General features: G+C 64.8%; 11 protein-coding genes and 1 pseudogene. 2 read left to right on the top strand and 10 right to left on the bottom strand.

Annotated features, from left to right (window positions below; translation table 11 throughout):
* Positions 1-15: 15 nt before the first annotated feature.
* The 8 genes and pseudogenes from ACOJTD_RS01280 to ACOJTD_RS01315 all read right to left on the bottom strand — a co-directional run bounded on the left by ACOJTD_RS01280 (position 16) and on the right by ACOJTD_RS01315 (position 9,264).
* A complete protein-coding gene (locus ACOJTD_RS01280) occupies positions 16-1,170 on the bottom strand; it encodes an aminotransferase (RefSeq protein ID WP_420131134.1) in 1,155 nt (384 codons plus the stop codon).
* Positions 1,171-1,177: 7 nt separating this feature from the next.
* Positions 1,178-1,504, bottom strand: a complete 327-nt coding sequence (locus tag ACOJTD_RS01285; protein WP_420131145.1) for a rhodanese-like domain-containing protein — start codon at positions 1,502-1,504, stop codon at positions 1,178-1,180.
* A 201-nt stretch (positions 1,505-1,705) separates the two neighbouring features.
* A pseudogene (locus ACOJTD_RS01290) lies at positions 1,706-3,604 on the bottom strand (potassium transporter Kup).
* Positions 3,605-3,755: 151 nt separating this feature from the next.
* Positions 3,756-4,577, bottom strand: a complete 822-nt coding sequence (locus ACOJTD_RS01295; protein ID WP_420131135.1) for an OmpA/MotB family protein — start codon at positions 4,575-4,577, stop codon at positions 3,756-3,758.
* 30 nt (positions 4,578-4,607) lie between these two features.
* A complete protein-coding gene (locus ACOJTD_RS01300) occupies positions 4,608-5,381 on the bottom strand; it encodes a motility protein A (RefSeq protein WP_420131136.1) in 774 nt (257 codons plus the stop codon).
* Positions 5,382-5,615: 234 nt separating this feature from the next.
* Positions 5,616-6,488 (bottom strand): CDP-diacylglycerol--serine O-phosphatidyltransferase, encoded by an 873-nt coding sequence (pssA, locus tag ACOJTD_RS01305; RefSeq protein ID WP_420131137.1) that lies wholly within the window; start codon positions 6,486-6,488, stop codon positions 5,616-5,618.
* A 76-nt stretch (positions 6,489-6,564) separates the two neighbouring features.
* The gene (locus ACOJTD_RS01310) at positions 6,565-7,263 is read right to left on the bottom strand and encodes a phosphatidylserine decarboxylase (protein ID WP_420131138.1); all 699 of its coding nucleotides are present in this window, start codon (positions 7,261-7,263) and stop codon (positions 6,565-6,567) included.
* Positions 7,264-7,308: 45 nt separating this feature from the next.
* Positions 7,309-9,264, bottom strand: coding sequence for an ABCB family ABC transporter ATP-binding protein/permease (locus ACOJTD_RS01315; protein ID WP_420131139.1), 1,956 nt, complete (start codon positions 9,262-9,264; stop codon positions 7,309-7,311).
* A gap of 193 nt (positions 9,265-9,457) precedes the next feature.
* Between ACOJTD_RS01315 and ACOJTD_RS01320 the strand changes: the two genes are divergently transcribed.
* On the top strand, positions 9,458-10,057 hold the full coding sequence (locus tag ACOJTD_RS01320) for a TIGR00730 family Rossman fold protein (protein WP_420131140.1): 600 nt from the start codon (positions 9,458-9,460) through the stop codon (positions 10,055-10,057).
* 204 nt (positions 10,058-10,261) lie between these two features.
* Positions 10,262-12,334, top strand: a complete 2,073-nt coding sequence (locus ACOJTD_RS01325) for a c-type cytochrome (RefSeq protein ID WP_420131141.1) — start codon at positions 10,262-10,264, stop codon at positions 12,332-12,334.
* An 86-nt stretch (positions 12,335-12,420) separates the two neighbouring features.
* Here the strand turns inward: ACOJTD_RS01325 and ACOJTD_RS01330 are convergent, their stop codons facing one another.
* Both ACOJTD_RS01330 and ACOJTD_RS01335 read right to left on the bottom strand, forming a co-directional pair.
* Positions 12,421-13,977, bottom strand: coding sequence for an acetolactate synthase large subunit (locus ACOJTD_RS01330; RefSeq protein ID WP_420131142.1), 1,557 nt, complete (start codon positions 13,975-13,977; stop codon positions 12,421-12,423).
* Between the two features lie 181 nt (positions 13,978-14,158).
* Positions 14,159-14,668, bottom strand: a 510-nt coding sequence (locus ACOJTD_RS01335; protein WP_420131143.1) for an alpha-isopropylmalate synthase regulatory domain-containing protein, incomplete at its 5' end; no start/stop codon positions are given.

Consider the following 14,668-nt stretch of genomic DNA (forward strand, 5'->3'; position numbering starts at 1 on the left):
CGCATTGTCGAAGCCCTACCGCCCGTGCACCGCGTCCGACAGACGCTCCAGGGCGGTATCCAGCGTCTGGTCTTTTTTGGCGAAACAGAACCGCACCACAGAAGTGACGGGCTCCTCCTCATAGAACGCCGACACCGGAATTGCCGCGACCTTGTAGTCGTTGACGATCCGCTTGCAGAATGCCTCGTCGGTTTCGTTGAGACCGAGCGGCGCGAGGTCGACGGTGAGGAAGTATGTGCCCTGCGAGCGGATCACCGGGAATCCGATACGGGCAAGGCCCTCCGCCAGCCGATCCCGGCTGCGCGCCAGATCCTTGCGCATTTGCAGGAAGTAATCGTCGCTCTTGCCGAGGCCGTAGGCAACTGCGACCTGCAGGTTCGGCGCCGTCGTGAAGGCGAGAAACTGATGCACTTTGGCCGCGACGCGCAGCAGCGGCGGCGCGGCGCAGACGAAGCCAATCTTCCAGCCGGTGAGCGAGAAGATCTTGCCGGCCGATCCGATCTTGATGGTGCGGTCGCGCATCCCTTCGATCGAGATCAGGGGGATATGGCTGAGGCCGTCGAACGTGACGTGCTCCCAGACTTCGTCGCAGATCGCCACCGCGTCGAACTCCTGGCAGAAGCGCGCGAGCAGTTCGAGATCCTCGCGGGGATACACTACCGCGGCGGGATTGAGCGGATTGTTGAAGACGATCGCCTTGGTCTTGGGGCTGAAGACCTCGCGCAGCGCCTCTTCGTTGATCCGCCAGTGCGGCGGCTCGAGGCGGATCAATTTCGGAATGCCGCCGGCCTGCCGGATGATCGGCAGATAGGAATCGTAAACCGGCTGAAAGACGATTACCTCGTCGCCGGGCGACACCACCGAGAGGATCGCGCTGGCGAGCGCTTCGGTCGCCCCCGACGTCACCATCACTTCGGTCATCGGATCGAGCGTGACGCCGTGCCAATGCGCGTAGTGCGTCGAGATCGCCTGCCGCAACTCGGGAATGCCCATCATCGATGGGTACTGATTGTAGCCGTTCAGCACCGCGTCGGCAGCGGCGCGGCGGATGTCCTCCGGTCCCGGATCGTCCGGAAACCCCTGCCCCAGATTGATGGCGTTGTTGTCGCGGGCGAGCTGCGACATCGCCTCGAACACGGTGACGGGCAGATCGGCAAAAACCCTGTTCATCGCGCCGTCAGTGGCCCGGCGCTGTGGGCAGGCCCGCCGCTTTCCAGCCGAGAATCCCGCCGGCCAGATGCTTGTTGTAGGCGAGGCCCGAGGCCTGCGCCGCCTGGGAGGCAGCAACCGAACGCTTGCCGGAGCGGCAGGCGAATACGACTTCCTTACCGGCCGGATCGGGTATCAGTTTCGGATCGAAGGTCAACAGCGGAACCACCACGGCGTCGGGATAGGCTTCGGCCGCCACTTCGTTCGGTTCGCGCACATCCACCAGCAGATAGCGCCCTTCGGCGATGCCCTTGGAGACCTCCTGCGGCGTCAAATCCTCAACCTGGCCAACCACTCTCTGTTCTCCCGCGATCGCACTGTCCGGACCCAATAGCGCAACAACGCGAACCAAGCCCGGCCATTGCGCCGCCAAGGTCGCGCCAAGTGCGAGGAAAATCAAGCGTCGGGAAAGAGTTGCGGTCATCTTTGCTGCATAGCGCCTGCCCGCTCGAAATGCATCGCCCCTTTGGTCGCAGGCAGGCTCCGTGCAGCCTGATCAGATCGTCACTTGGGTCCCCACTTCGACCACGCGCCCGGTCGGAATGTGGAAATAGTCCGTCGCGTCGTTGGCGGAGCGGCTGAGCGCGATGAACAGCTTGTTCTGCCAGCGCGGCATCCCGGATTGCGCAGCGGGTTTCAGCGCCCGGCGCGAGACGAAGAACGAGGTCGTCATGATGTCGAACGCCCAGCCGAGCTTGCGCGCGAGCACCAGCGCCTTGGGCACGTTGGGGGCCTCCATGAAGCCGAACCGCAGCCGCACCTTGCTGAATTTCTCGCTGACCTTCTCCAGCTGCACGCGTTCGGACGATGGCACCCGCGGGGTATGGGGGGTCTCGATCGTGAGGATGACGTTGTGCTCGTGCAGCACCTTGTTGTGCTTGAGATTATGCAGCAGTGCCGTCGGCACGTAGTCCGGATCTGAGGTCAGAAACACGGCGGTGCCCTTGACGACATGCGGCGGATGCCGCTCGAGGCTGTCGATCAAATCGCGAAACGGCACTTCGGAGCGTCGTGTCTTGATCATCAGCATCGCGACGCCCTTGCGCCAGGTCCAGATCACCACCGCCATCGACAGGCCGAACAGTAGCGGCACCCAGGCGCCGTCGAACAGCTTCAGCAGGTTGGCGCTGAAGAACATCGCATCGACCGCCACGAAGGGCAGGATCAGCAACGCCGCGGCCGCCGGCCGCCAGCCCCACAGCTTCCAGACCACCACGAAGCCCATGATGCCGTCGGCCACCATCGTGGTCGACACCGCAATGCCGTAGGCCGAAGCCAACCGGCTCGAGCTCTGAAACGCCAGGACCAGGATCAGCACGCCGATCAGCAGCAATGCGTTGACCCGCGGCAAGTAGATTTGGCCCGCATGCGTCTCGGAGGTGTAGCGCACTTCGAAGCGCGGCAGCAGGCCGAGTTGCACCGCCTGGCTGATCAGCGAATATGCGCCAGTGATCACCGCCTGACTGGCGATCACGGTCGCCGCGGTCGCCATTCCGACCAGGGGCAGAACGAAGCTGTCGGGCACCATCCGGTAGAAGGGATTCTCCAGCGCCGCAGGGTTCGACAGCACCAGCGCGCCCTGGCCGAAATAGTTCAACAGCAGCGCCGGCAGCACGAAGCCCAGCCAGCCCACCTGGATCGGCCGCCGACCGAAATGTCCGAGATCAGCATACAGCGCCTCGCCGCCAGTCACGGCGAGGAAAACGGCGCCGAGCGTCACCAGGCCGATGGTGCCGTGGGTCAGCAGGAAATGCCCCGCGTACCAGGGATTGATCGCGGCGAGCACGGACGGGTCGTCGTTGATGTGGGCAAGACCCATCGCGGCAAGGATGCCGAACCAGACGAACATGACCGGCCCGAACGCCCGCGCCACCTTGGCGGTGCCGCTGCTCTGCACACCAAACAAAATGACAAGGATCAGGAGCGTGAGCGGAACGACGTAGTGATCGAGCGCGGGCGCCGCGCTCTTCAGGCCATCGCCCGCGGCAAGCACCGAGATCGCCGGGGTGATCATCGAGTCGCCGAGGAACATCTACGCACCGATCACGCCCAGCGTCAGCCACAGCCCGCTGCGCCGCCGCAGCGCGCGCTGCCCGAGGGCCATCAGCGACAGCGTGCCGCCCTCCCCGTTATTGTCGGCGCGCAGCAGCAACAGAACGTACTTCGCCGTCACGACGATCAGCAGCGCCCATAAAATCAAGGAGAGTACACCGAGAACCATGACCCGGGTGGCGGGTTCGCCGCCGGCCGCACCGGCAACCGCCTCGCGGAATGCGTAGAGGGGCGACGTGCCGATGTCGCCGAACACCACGCCCATGCCGCCCACTGTCAGCGTCCAGAATCCGGCCGCCGCGGGAGCTTCTGGCGTCTGCTTCGATGCCTCAGTGAGGGCCATGATCGCCGTAGAACGCTCGACTACCCGATTTGATCCAGGCCGGGGCTGTCGTGCAACTCATCCGAAAGTGTGCGGTCGGCAGCCGGATGCCGTCAAAACCGTGGACGGCTGCGAGCAGCGCTGCTTGCGTTTGAAGGCCGGTTCGGGGCGGCTACGGCTTGAGGCCCGGCGGGAGCGTCGGGCTTTCGCGCATCAGCGTGATGGTCACGCGGCGGTTGGCGGCGATCGACGGGTCTTCGGGAAACAGCGGCTGCGTGTCGGCCCGACCGGTCACCGCATAGATGTGAGAGGTCGGTACGCCCTCCCGTTCGAGGATCTGACGCACCGCGTTCGCCCGGTCAGCGGACAGATCGAAGCCGTTGTAGTCGCTCCGTTGCGGCATCAGGCCAGCGGAGGTGTGCCCCGAGATGGTGATCCGCAGCGGCGTGGCACGCAGCGGGCCCGCGAGTCGCTGCAACAACCGCCGGGTGCGTTCGAACGGCGCCTTGGAGCCGTCGGCGAACATCGCGCGGCCGTCCTGATCCATGATCTCGAGGTTCAGGCCCTGCTTGGTCTCCTCGAACATCACGTTCTTGGACAGCTCGGTGATCTCCGGCATGTCCTGCAGGGCTTGGCGCAGCGACGCCGAGGCGAGCGCGAATTCCCGCTCTTCCTTGGTGTGGACGCCCTCGTCCTTGCTGGCTTCGCCGGGCGCCGGCTTGCTGGTCGACAGCTCCGGATTGACGTGTTCGGTGTTCTTGACCTTGCCGCGGGTCGGCAGACCGTCGTTCTCGATGATGCCGGAATAGCGCGCGTCGGACTGGACGCCGAACGCCTCGCGCATCGATCCGGCCACGACCTTGAGCTTGTCCTTGTCCTGGGTGGAAAACGCCGTCAGCATCACGAAGAACGCGAGCAGCAGCGCCATCAGATCGGCGAAGGTCACGAACCAGCCGTGACCGCCGTGTGCCTCCTCCCGTTTTTTCTTGGCCATGGCTCGCTTTCCGGGCTGCGGTCACTCCGCCTAGGCGGGAACGCCCTCGTCCTCGGCGTGGCGATGCTTTTCCGGCAGGTAGGCGAGCAGCATTTCCCGGACCAGCGTCGGGCTCTTGGAGTCGCGGATCATCAGGATGCCATCGATAATCAGCGTGCGGTTGGTCTCCTCGTCCACCAGCTTGGTATGCAGCTTGTCGGCGATCGGCAGACAGATCAGGTTCGCCACCACGGCGCCATACAGCGTCGCAAGTAGCGCGGTTGCCATGAACGGGCCTAGCTTGGACGGGTCTTGCATGTTGGAGAACATCTGCACCATACCCAGCAGCGTGCCGATCATGCCGAACGCGGGCGCGCAGTCGCCGATCGCTCGGTAGATCTTGGAGCCTTCATTGAGGTGCAGCAGGAAGTTGTCGCGGTCGCGTTCGAGATTGTCACGGATGAATTCGATGTCGTAACCGTCCGCCACATAGCGGATGCCCTTGGCCAGAAAGGGATCATCGGCCTCGACTTTTTCCAGACCAACCGGACCGGACTTGCGGGCGATCTCGGCGATGCGAGCGAGTTCGTCGACGAGGTCGCGTGCAGAGAGATTGCTGAGCGTGAAGGCGAATTTGGCGCCGAGCGGAAGGCCGTGGAGCATCGCCGAAAGCGGGAAGCGGATCAGAGTCGCAGCAAAGGATCCGCCGAAGATCACGATCACCGCGTGGATGTCGTAAAACATCCCGAAGCTGCCGCCCATCAGGATGAGCGAAGACACGACAACGGCGCCCGCTAGCAGGCCGAGAAGTGTGGCGATATCCATCTTGTACTCCGACACGCGCACATGCGCGCCAGTCCGGGCTGGCGGCGGCCCAGCACATTCTGCGCTGCGCGGGTTCACCGTAAGCAGCCGCCATTAAAGACCCGTAAAGGTTAAACGGGGCGGCTCGGCGTGCAGCAACAAACCACGCCGCAAACACTGGCGGAGCGCGGAATCAACCACTCGCTAACTATGTCGGATCGGTCGTGCCGTGGTGATCCGGTGATCACCAATCGATCAGTTCAGCCGAGTCGGCCGTTCGTCCTGAGAGGCCTGCTCAGGCACCACCAGGGTCGGCTTCTTGGCCCCTGATTGAGCCGGCTGCGGCGCCTGCGCGGCCGCGGCAACACGCTGGTGATCGCGATAGGACCGCCAGCCAAGCGGCAGGCTGAGCAGATACAGCACCGAGCCCGCCGACAGCATGTGCCACGGGTAGCCAATCAGCAGCGCGATGAACAACACCACCGAGACGAATACCGGCAACACCATTTCGGGCGCGACTCGCAGCCGGACCGCCTTGCCGGAGAACACCGGCAAACGCGAGACCATCAGGAAGGCGATCAGCAACGTGTACAGCGCAATCAGGACTGCCGGCGGCGTGGGAGCGCCGAGGAAGCCCATATAGACCGGCAGCAGCACAGTGATCGCGCCGGCCGGCGCCGGCACGCCGGTGAAGAAATTCGCCGCAAAGGCCGGCTTGTTCGGGTCGTCCATCGTCGCGTTGAAGCGCGCCAGGCGCAGGCCGCCGCTGATCGCGAAGATCATCGCGGCGATCCAGCCGACATTACTTAGGAAGTGAAGCTGCCAGAAATACAGGATCAGGCCCGGCGCGACGCCGAAATTGACGAAATCCGCGAGGCTGTCGAGCTCGGCCCCGAATTTCGACTGCCCCTTGATCATCCGGGCGACGCGGCCATCGATGCCGTCGAGCACCGCCGCAAAGACGATGGCGGCGACGGCGAGTTCCATCCGGCCTTCCACGGCGAGCCGGATCGCAGTCAGGCCGGCGCAGATTGCCAGCAGAGTGATGACGTTGGGCACCAGCAGCCGCACCGGAATCGGGCCGAAGCGACGCCGCGGCGTCTCGGGTGGGGTCTGGTCGTAGTGCATCTGCATCGCCTCACTTGCGCAGCCCGCAGGCTGCGCCGCCATCATGGCAGGCTTTGGGCCGTGCCTCCAGGCGGCTTCAGTCGGCCCGGAAGGTGCGGCCGCCGTCGCCGAGTCTGATGTCCGCCAGCACGGTCTCGCCGGCGATCGCGGTCTGCCCCTCGGACACTAGCGGCTTGGTGCCTTCCGGCAGGTAAACGTCCAAACGCGAGCCAAACCGGATCAGACCGAAGCGCTCGCCCACCGCCAGCGGCTGGCCTTCGCGGACGAACGCGACGATCCGGCGCGCCACCAGGCCGGCAATCTGGACCACGCCGATCTGCCCGGCCGGTGTCGAGATCACCAGCGAGTTGCGCTCGTTGTCCTCGCTGGCCTTGTCGAGCTCGGCATTGATGAACTTGCCCGGCGAATAGATGATGCGCTCGACCCGGCCGGCGACCGGGCGGCGGTTCACATGGCAGTTGAACACGCTCATGAAGATCGAGACCCGCGGCAGCGGCTTGTCGCCGAGCCCGAGCGCCGGCGGCGGAATGATCTGCACCACCATCGACACCCGGCCGTCGGCCGGCGCCACCACCAGCCCTTCCCGCACCGGGGTGACGCGCACCGGATCGCGGAAGAACAGCGCGCACCAGATCGTCAGCACCACGCCGATCCAGCCGAGCGGAGCCCAGATCAGGAACAGCACGAGCGTCGCCAGCGCGAACGCGGCAATGAACGGATAGCCCTCCCGATGGACCGGCGGGATCTGGGCGCGGACGGAATTGACGATGGACATGGAAGGTCCCCTAGCTTCGAAGACGGGCCGGATGCTGCGACACGATTACTCCGCCGCCGCCGAACTTGCCAGATCGTCGTCGAGCGCCGTTGGTCGCGCCTGCGACTCCTCGTCGCCGATCATCGCCAGCCGCTCGCGTGCCTCCTCGGCCTCGCGCTGCCGATTCCACATGCTGGCGTAAAGCCCGCCATGCTCGAGGAGCTGAGCGTGGCTGCCGCGCTCGGCGATCCGGCCCTGATCGATCACGATGATCTCGTCGGCTCCGACGATAGTCGAAAGCCGGTGTGCGATCACGAGAGAGGTCCGATTCTTCGACACGCGCTCCAGCGCGCCCTGGATCTCGTGCTCGGTGTGACTGTCGAGAGCCGAAGTCGCTTCATCCAGCACAAGGATCGGCGGCGACTTGAGAACGGTTCGCGCAATCGCGACGCGCTGCTTCTCACCACCCGACAGCTTCAACCCGCGCTCGCCGACCTCCGTCTCGTAGCCCTTCGGCGAGGCCTTGATGAAGGCATCGATCTGCGCGGTGCGGGCGGCCTCCTCCACTTCAGCATCGGTCGCGTCCCAACGGCCATAGCGGATGTTGTAGCGGATGGTGTCGTTGAACAGCACCGTGTCCTGCGGCACCATGCCGATCGCCGAGCGCAACGAAGTCTGCGTCACGTCTCGGATGTCCTGGCCGTCGATTCGGATCGCGCCGGCGGACACATCATACAGCCGGAACAGCAACCGGGAGATCGTTGATTTGCCGGCGCCGGACGGGCCGACGATCGCCACCGTCTGGCCAGCCGGCACTTCAAAGCTCAGACCCTTGAGGATCGGACGGGACGGATCGTAGGCGAAACGGACATCGTCGAACTGCACGGTGCCGTTGGTGACGAGCAGCGGCGTGGCGCCGGGCTTGTCCTTGACCTCGGGATTGCGCGACAGCACCGCGAACATCTTCTCGATGTCGATGATCGCCTGCTTGATCTCGCGATACACCATGCCCATGAAATTCAGCGGCTGGTACAGCTGAATCATCATCGCATTGATCATCACGAAATCGCCGACCGTATTGGTTCCGTTGCGCACGCCGACGGCGCACATCAGCATGGTCGCGGTCAGGCCGAAGGTGAAGATCACCGCCTGCCCGGCATTGAGCACGGCCAGCGACGTGTAGGTCGAGACGCTGGCGTCCTCATAACGCTGCATCGACTTGTCGTAGCGCTGCGCCTCGCGCTCCTCGGCGCCGAAATACTTCACCGTCTCGTAGTTGAGCAGCGAGTCGATCGCCTTCTGATTGGCGTCACTATCGGAATCATTCATGCGGCGGCGGATGCCGATCCGCCACTCGGTCGCCTTGTAGGTGTAGAGCATGTAGAACACGACGGTGACCATCACCGCCGCGACGTAGCGCCAGTCGAACTGCCAGAGCAGCACCGCCATCACCAGCGACAGCTCGATGATCGTCGGCACCAATTGCAGGATCACCATGCGGACGATGACTTCAATGCCGAGCCGGCCACGCTCCAGCACGCGCGTGAGACCGCCGGTCTTGCGCTCGAGGTGAAAGCGCAGCGACAATTCGTGCATGTGGACGAAGGTGCGATAGGCGAGCTTACGGACCGCGTGCATCGCGACCTGTGCGAACATGCCGTCGCGCCACTGCGTCAGCACCGCCATCAGCACCCGCGTCAGGCCGTAGCTGAGCGTCAGCGCCAGCGGCGATGCCAGCAGCCACAGCGTCCAGTTCGAACTCTCCACCGGCGCCGTATCCGCGCCGGTCAGTGCATCCGTCGCCCATTTGAACGTGAACGGCACGATCAGCGTCGCCGCCTTGGCGACGAGCAGCAGCACCACTGACCAGACCACCCGCATCTTCAGATCGGCCCGGTCACCCGGCCAGATATACGGCCACAAGTGCACCAGGGTCGCGCCGAGCGTCGCCTTCTGGGCGGCTGCATCCTCCGGAGTTGCGACCGAAGGACCGCTCCGCGAATGGGAATGTGGGTGAGCCATCAATGCTGCCTGAAAAGGTCCGGGGCCACGCAAGCGGCGGCGGACGGGAAATGCGTCGGATGCGCTGTCATATAGTGTTTCGCCGCCCGCGTGCACCCTGACGGAGCATTTGTTCGTGTCATAACAGGCTGTTGCGCTGCGCAACCCGGTCTTTGTCTTGACGCTGTGATCTCGCGGTGCCACATCGCCCACCATGAGCGAGATCAAGACAGTCTGCGTCTATTGCGGCTCCGGCCCCGGCACCAATCCGCTTTTCATGGAGGCCGCGCAGGCTTTCGGCAAGGAACTGGCCGAGGCCGGCATCCGGCTGGTGTATGGCGGCGGCGCGGTCGGCCTGATGGGCGCGGTCGCCAATGCGGTGCTCGATCACGGCGGCGCAGTCACCGGAATCATCCCCGGGTTCTTACGAACCAAGGAGATTGCCCTCGCCCGCGTCCAGGACCTGATCGTCACCGAGGACATGCACGAGCGCAAGCGGCTGATGTTCGAGCACTCCGACGCCTTCGTGGCGCTACCGGGCGGCATCGGCACGCTCGAAGAACTGGTCGAGCAGATGACATGGCAGCAACTTGGACGCCATCAGAAGCCGATCCTCATCGCCAACATCGACGGGTTCTGGGATCCATTTGTGGCATTGATCGACCACATGCGTGCCGCCGCCTTCATCCGGCCCCAGCTCGCGATCGAAGTGTTGAAGGCCGACCGCGTCGCGGACATCCTGCCGAAGCTTCGCGAGGCGGCAGCAGAAGCTGACGTAAAAGGCATGCCGCCCGAGATTGCCGAACGGCTGTAGCGCAGCCGCGAAGTCGCGGCTCCCAAAGGGCAAACTGCGCCTATGGGAGTCCGACTACAACTCGGCCGACCATCGCGGCTGCACGCGAGCCGATATATTCGCACTTCGAGATAAGAGTAAGACCTATGGGAACATCCCGAGTTGGCGAGACTCGGGCAGACGCCTAGCCTTCGCGCCGCAACACGTTCCGGCCCGAAGCAGATCATGACCAAAATCCAGAAGAATTTCGTCCGTCGTCTCGGACTCACGGCAGCCATCTTCAGCGCCGTTCTCGCCGCTGGCGCAACATTCTGGATCGCACAGACCAACGACGTCGCGGCGAAGGATGGCGATCCGGTCGACCCGGCTTTGATCGCGCGCGGCGAATACATCGCGCGGCTCGGCGACTGCGTCGCCTGCCACAGCGCCGAGGGCGGCGCGACGATGGCTGGCGGACGCAAACTCGAAACTCCGTTCGGCAACGTCTGGTCGACCAACATCACGCCGGATGCGAAGACCGGCCTTGGTGCCTGGTCGTTCGCAGCTTTCGACCGCGCGATGCGCACGGGGGTCTCGGCCGACGGCCACAATCTCTATCCGGCGATGCCTTATCCGTCCTACGCCAAGATGACCGAGCCGGACATGCAGGCGTTGTGGGCCTATCTGCAGCACGGCCTTGCGCCAGTGGACCAAGCGAACCGGCCGGCCGAGATGCGCTTCCCGTTCAGCCTGCGCTTCGGCCTGTCGCTGTGGAATGCGGTCTTCCTCGACGCCTCGCCGTTCAAGCCCGATCCGGCCCAGAATGCCGTGTGGAATCGCGGCGCCTATCTGGTGGAAGGCCTCGGCCATTGCGGTGCTTGCCATACGCCGCGCGGCGTCGCCTTCCAGGAGAAGGCGATGAGCGAAGCGGGACCGAACGGACAACTCTATCTCGCCGGCGCGCGTGTCGAGCACTGGAATGCGCTGAACCTCCGCGGCCTGTGGACCGTGCCCGATACGGTCGCGATGCTGAAGACCGGGCAGAACCGGTTCGCCACCGCAGCGGGCGGCATGACCGACGTCATCCTGCATTCGACGCAGCACTTCACCGACGAGGACCTCACCGCAATCGCCACCTATCTGAAGGCGCTGCCGTCTGATCGCCCCGCCGTCGCACCGCCGGTCGCCTCGCACGAGCCGCCGGCGAATACGTTCACCACTCGGGGCGGACTCGGCTACACGCAGTTCTGCAACGATTGCCATCGGGCGGACGGGGCGGGCGTGAAGGGCGTCTTCCCGCCGCTCGCAGGCAATCCCACCGTCACCGCCACCGATCCATCGACGCTGGTGCACATTGCCCTCACCGGCTGGAAGACCGCAGCCACGACGACGCATCCGCGGGTGTGGACGATGCCGGCCTTCGCACGGCTCAGCGACCAGGAAATCGCCGACATCGTCAGCTTCGTCCGAGAAAGCTGGGGCCAGGGCGTCGGTCCGGTCAGCGCTGCTTATGTCGCGGCTGCGCGCAGAGCGCTGGGACCGACGATCGACAACTCCCCGTTCGAGACGCCGCGCCTCGCCGATCTGCTGGCGCAGCCGAATGCCGAGCAACTGGTGCGCGGCATGCGGCTGAACACCGAGACACGCACCCTGCTGCCGAACCATGTCGGCGATGACCTCAACTGTACGTCTTGCCATCTCAACGCCGGCACCGTCGCCGACGGCAGTCCCTATGTCGGCGTCTCGGCCTTCTTCCCGAGCTACGCGCCACGCGCCGGCCGCGTGATCACGCTGGAAGATCGCATCAATGGCTGCTTCCTGCGTTCGATGAACGGCAAGCCGTTGCCGGTCGACGGCGACGACATGAAAGCCATGGTGGCGTATTTCGACTGGATGAAGGGCGCCACCAAGCCGGAGGATAAGGTCGCGGGCCGCGGCGTCGGCAAGGTCGATACTTCACTGAAGCCCGATCCCGTGCACGGTAAGGAGATCTACGCCAAGCAATGTGCGGTCTGCCACGGTGCCGACGGCGAAGGCCTGAAGGACAACGCCGGCCGGCTCGTCTATCCGCCGCTGTGGGGCGCGCGCTCCTTCAATATCGGCGCCGGCATGGCACGGACCTATACGGCGGCTGCTTTCGTCAAGCGCAACATGCCGATCGGCACCCACGACAAATTCCCGCTCGGCCAGGGCGGCGCCTTGACCGACCAGGAAGCGATCGATGTCGCCGATTACTTCTCGCACATGGACCGCCCGGACTTCGCCGGCAAGGTGAAGGACTGGCCGAAGGACCCGAAGCCGAAGGACGCACGTTATTAAGGCGTGATGCGAAGTCGGCGCCGAACGCTCAGACGCGAACAGCGAAACAGGGATGGCGCACTCCTCGTCCCTGTCTCGCAATCTTATCAGATCAACGCTTCGATCAGACGCGGGCCGCGCTGATTCATCGCCGAACTGTACTGGGCCGCAAACTCCTCCGCGGTCGTTGCACGACTGGCTTCGACGCCGAGGCCTTCAGCGATCTTCACCCAATTCATTTCCGGATTGTGCAAATCGAGCATCGCCAGCGCATTGGAGCCGGCCCCGGACGCGCCGACCCGCTGCAGTTCGATATTGAGGATCGCGTAGGAGCGATTGGCGTAAATCACGACGGTGACGTCGAGCTTCTCGCGCGCCATCGTCCATAGCGCCTGCATGGTGTAGGCGGCGCCGCCGTCGCCGTGCGGGCAGACGACTTTGCGGTCCGGCGCAGCGAGCGCGGCGCCGATCGCTAGCGGCAGCCCCTGCCCGATCGATCCACCGGTCAGCGGCAGATGCGTATGCGGCCGCGCCCGCGGCAGGATCATCTGCAGCGGCAGACCGGATGTATTCGCTTCCTCGGCGTAGATCGCATGGTCGGGCGTGAGATGCGCGATCGCCTGGGCGACGCCGAGCGAGTTGAGCTTGCCTTTGGGCAGTTCCGGCAACGCGAGCACCGTGCGTGCAGCCGGCTCGGCCGGTGCATCGAGCGCGTCGGCGAGATCCTTAAGCGCCTGCGCGCCATCCTGATGCGGCTGCGCCAGATAATCGAACTGACAGCCCTCCGGCGCGCCCCAGCTCGGCTTGCCCGGATAGGCGAAGAACGACACCGGCGGCTTGGCGCCGACCAGGATCAGTTGCTCGACGTCCTTCAGGAACGCGGTGATCTGCTCGGAGAAGTACGGAATCCGCTCGAGCGGCACGCGGCCGGCGCCGAGTTCGGTCTGCGGCGCGAAGGTGTCACACAGCAGCCGCGCTTTGCACTTCGCTTGAATTCGTCCCGCGGCTTCCAGCCCCTCGCCCAGCAGCGCGCCGCCGCGCAGCAGCAGCGCCGACTTCTTGCCGTTCGACAACAGCCGCGCGATGTCGTCCACCGTATCGGCATCGACCCGCGCCGGCTTGATATCAGGCAGCGGCGGCGCGGCCCGCGCGGCTGGATTCCAAGCGACGTCCGCCGGCATGATGAGCGTCGCGATCCCGCCCGGCGCGCTGCGTGCCGCCCGAACCGCGAGCGCCACATCACTTGCGACAGCGCCTGCGCTCTTCGATTCATGGATCCAGTTCGACACCGGGCTCGCGAAGCCGACGATGTCCGAGGTCAGCGGCGCGTCGTATTGCAGATGATGGGTGGCGTGATCGCCGACGACATTAACGATCGGCGTCGCGGCGCGCTTGGCGTTGTGCAGATTGGCGAGTCCGTTGGCGAGGCCGGGGCCCAGATGCAGCAGCGTCACCGCCGGCTTGCCGGCGATCCGTCCATAGCCGTCGGCCGCGCCGGTGACCACGCCTTCGAACAGACAAAGCACCGGCCGCAACCCGACCACCGAGTCGAGCGCGGCAACAAAATGCATCTCGGAGGTGCCGGGATTGGCGAAACAGATTTCGACGCCGCAGTTCACCAGCGTCTGCACGACCGACTGCGCGCCATTCAGGGTGTTGCTCACTGGCCCGTCTCCGTCCCGATTTCATTGATTGTGATGCGCATGGTGGCAGGCCACATGCGCGATGACAACCGGATCGGGCGTCATTGCGAGGAGCCGAAGGCGACGAAGCAATCCAGCTCCGGGCACGGGGCTGGATTGCTTCGCCTTCGGCTCGCAATGACGCAGATAGGCTTTGGCAGAACTACATCGGCGCGTTGCTCTTGATCAGCTTGTAGACGACCGAGTCCATCAGTGCCTCGAACGACGCGTCGATGATGTTCGGCGACACGCCGATGGTGGTCCAGCGCTCGCCGAGTTCGTCCTCGCTCTCGATCAGCACCCGAGTGACGGCCTCGGTACCGCCATTGAGGATACGGACCCGGTAGTCGACAAGCTTCAGGCCTTCGATGTACTTCTGATACTTGCCGAGGTCCTTGCGCAGGGCGACGTCGAGCGCGTTGACGGGGCCGTTGCCTTCCGCGGCCGAAATCAACGTCTCGCCGTCGACCACGACCTTGACCACCGCCATCGCCACCGTGACGCGCTTGCCGTGCGAATTGTAGCGCTGCTCGACATTCACGTCGAACTGCTCGACATGGAAGAACTCCGGCACCTTGCCGAGGACGCCGCGCGCCAGCAGATCGAACGAGGCGTTGGCGGACTCGTACGCATAGCCGGCGGCTTCGCGCTCCTTCATCTTCTCGATCAGCCG

This window comes from Rhodopseudomonas sp., from assembly GCF_048594845.1.
In the GTDB taxonomy this organism is placed as follows: domain Bacteria; phylum Pseudomonadota; class Alphaproteobacteria; order Rhizobiales; family Xanthobacteraceae; genus Rhodopseudomonas.

What these genes read in the sequence shown, in the direction of transcription:
- ACOJTD_RS01280 (WP_420131134.1), bottom strand. Translation starts at nt 1,170, where the DNA reads ATGAACAGGGTTTTTGCCGATCTGCCCGTCACCGTGTTCGAGGCGATG.
- ACOJTD_RS01300 (WP_420131136.1), bottom strand. Translation starts at nt 5,381, where the DNA reads ATGGATATCGCCACACTTCTCGGCCTGCTAGCGGGCGCCGTTGTCGTG.
- ACOJTD_RS01315 (WP_420131139.1), bottom strand. Translation starts at nt 9,264, where the DNA reads ATGGCTCACCCACATTCCCATTCGCGGAGCGGTCCTTCGGTCGCAACT.
- ACOJTD_RS01325 (WP_420131141.1), top strand. Translation starts at nt 10,262, where the DNA reads ATGACCAAAATCCAGAAGAATTTCGTCCGTCGTCTCGGACTCACGGCA.
- pssA (WP_420131137.1), bottom strand. Translation starts at nt 6,488, where the DNA reads ATGCACTACGACCAGACCCCACCCGAGACGCCGCGGCGTCGCTTCGGC.
- ACOJTD_RS01320 (WP_420131140.1), top strand. Translation starts at nt 9,458, where the DNA reads ATGAGCGAGATCAAGACAGTCTGCGTCTATTGCGGCTCCGGCCCCGGC.
- ACOJTD_RS01295 (WP_420131135.1), bottom strand. Translation starts at nt 4,577, where the DNA reads ATGGCCAAGAAAAAACGGGAGGAGGCACACGGCGGTCACGGCTGGTTC.
- ACOJTD_RS01310 (WP_420131138.1), bottom strand. Translation starts at nt 7,263, where the DNA reads ATGTCCATCGTCAATTCCGTCCGCGCCCAGATCCCGCCGGTCCATCGG.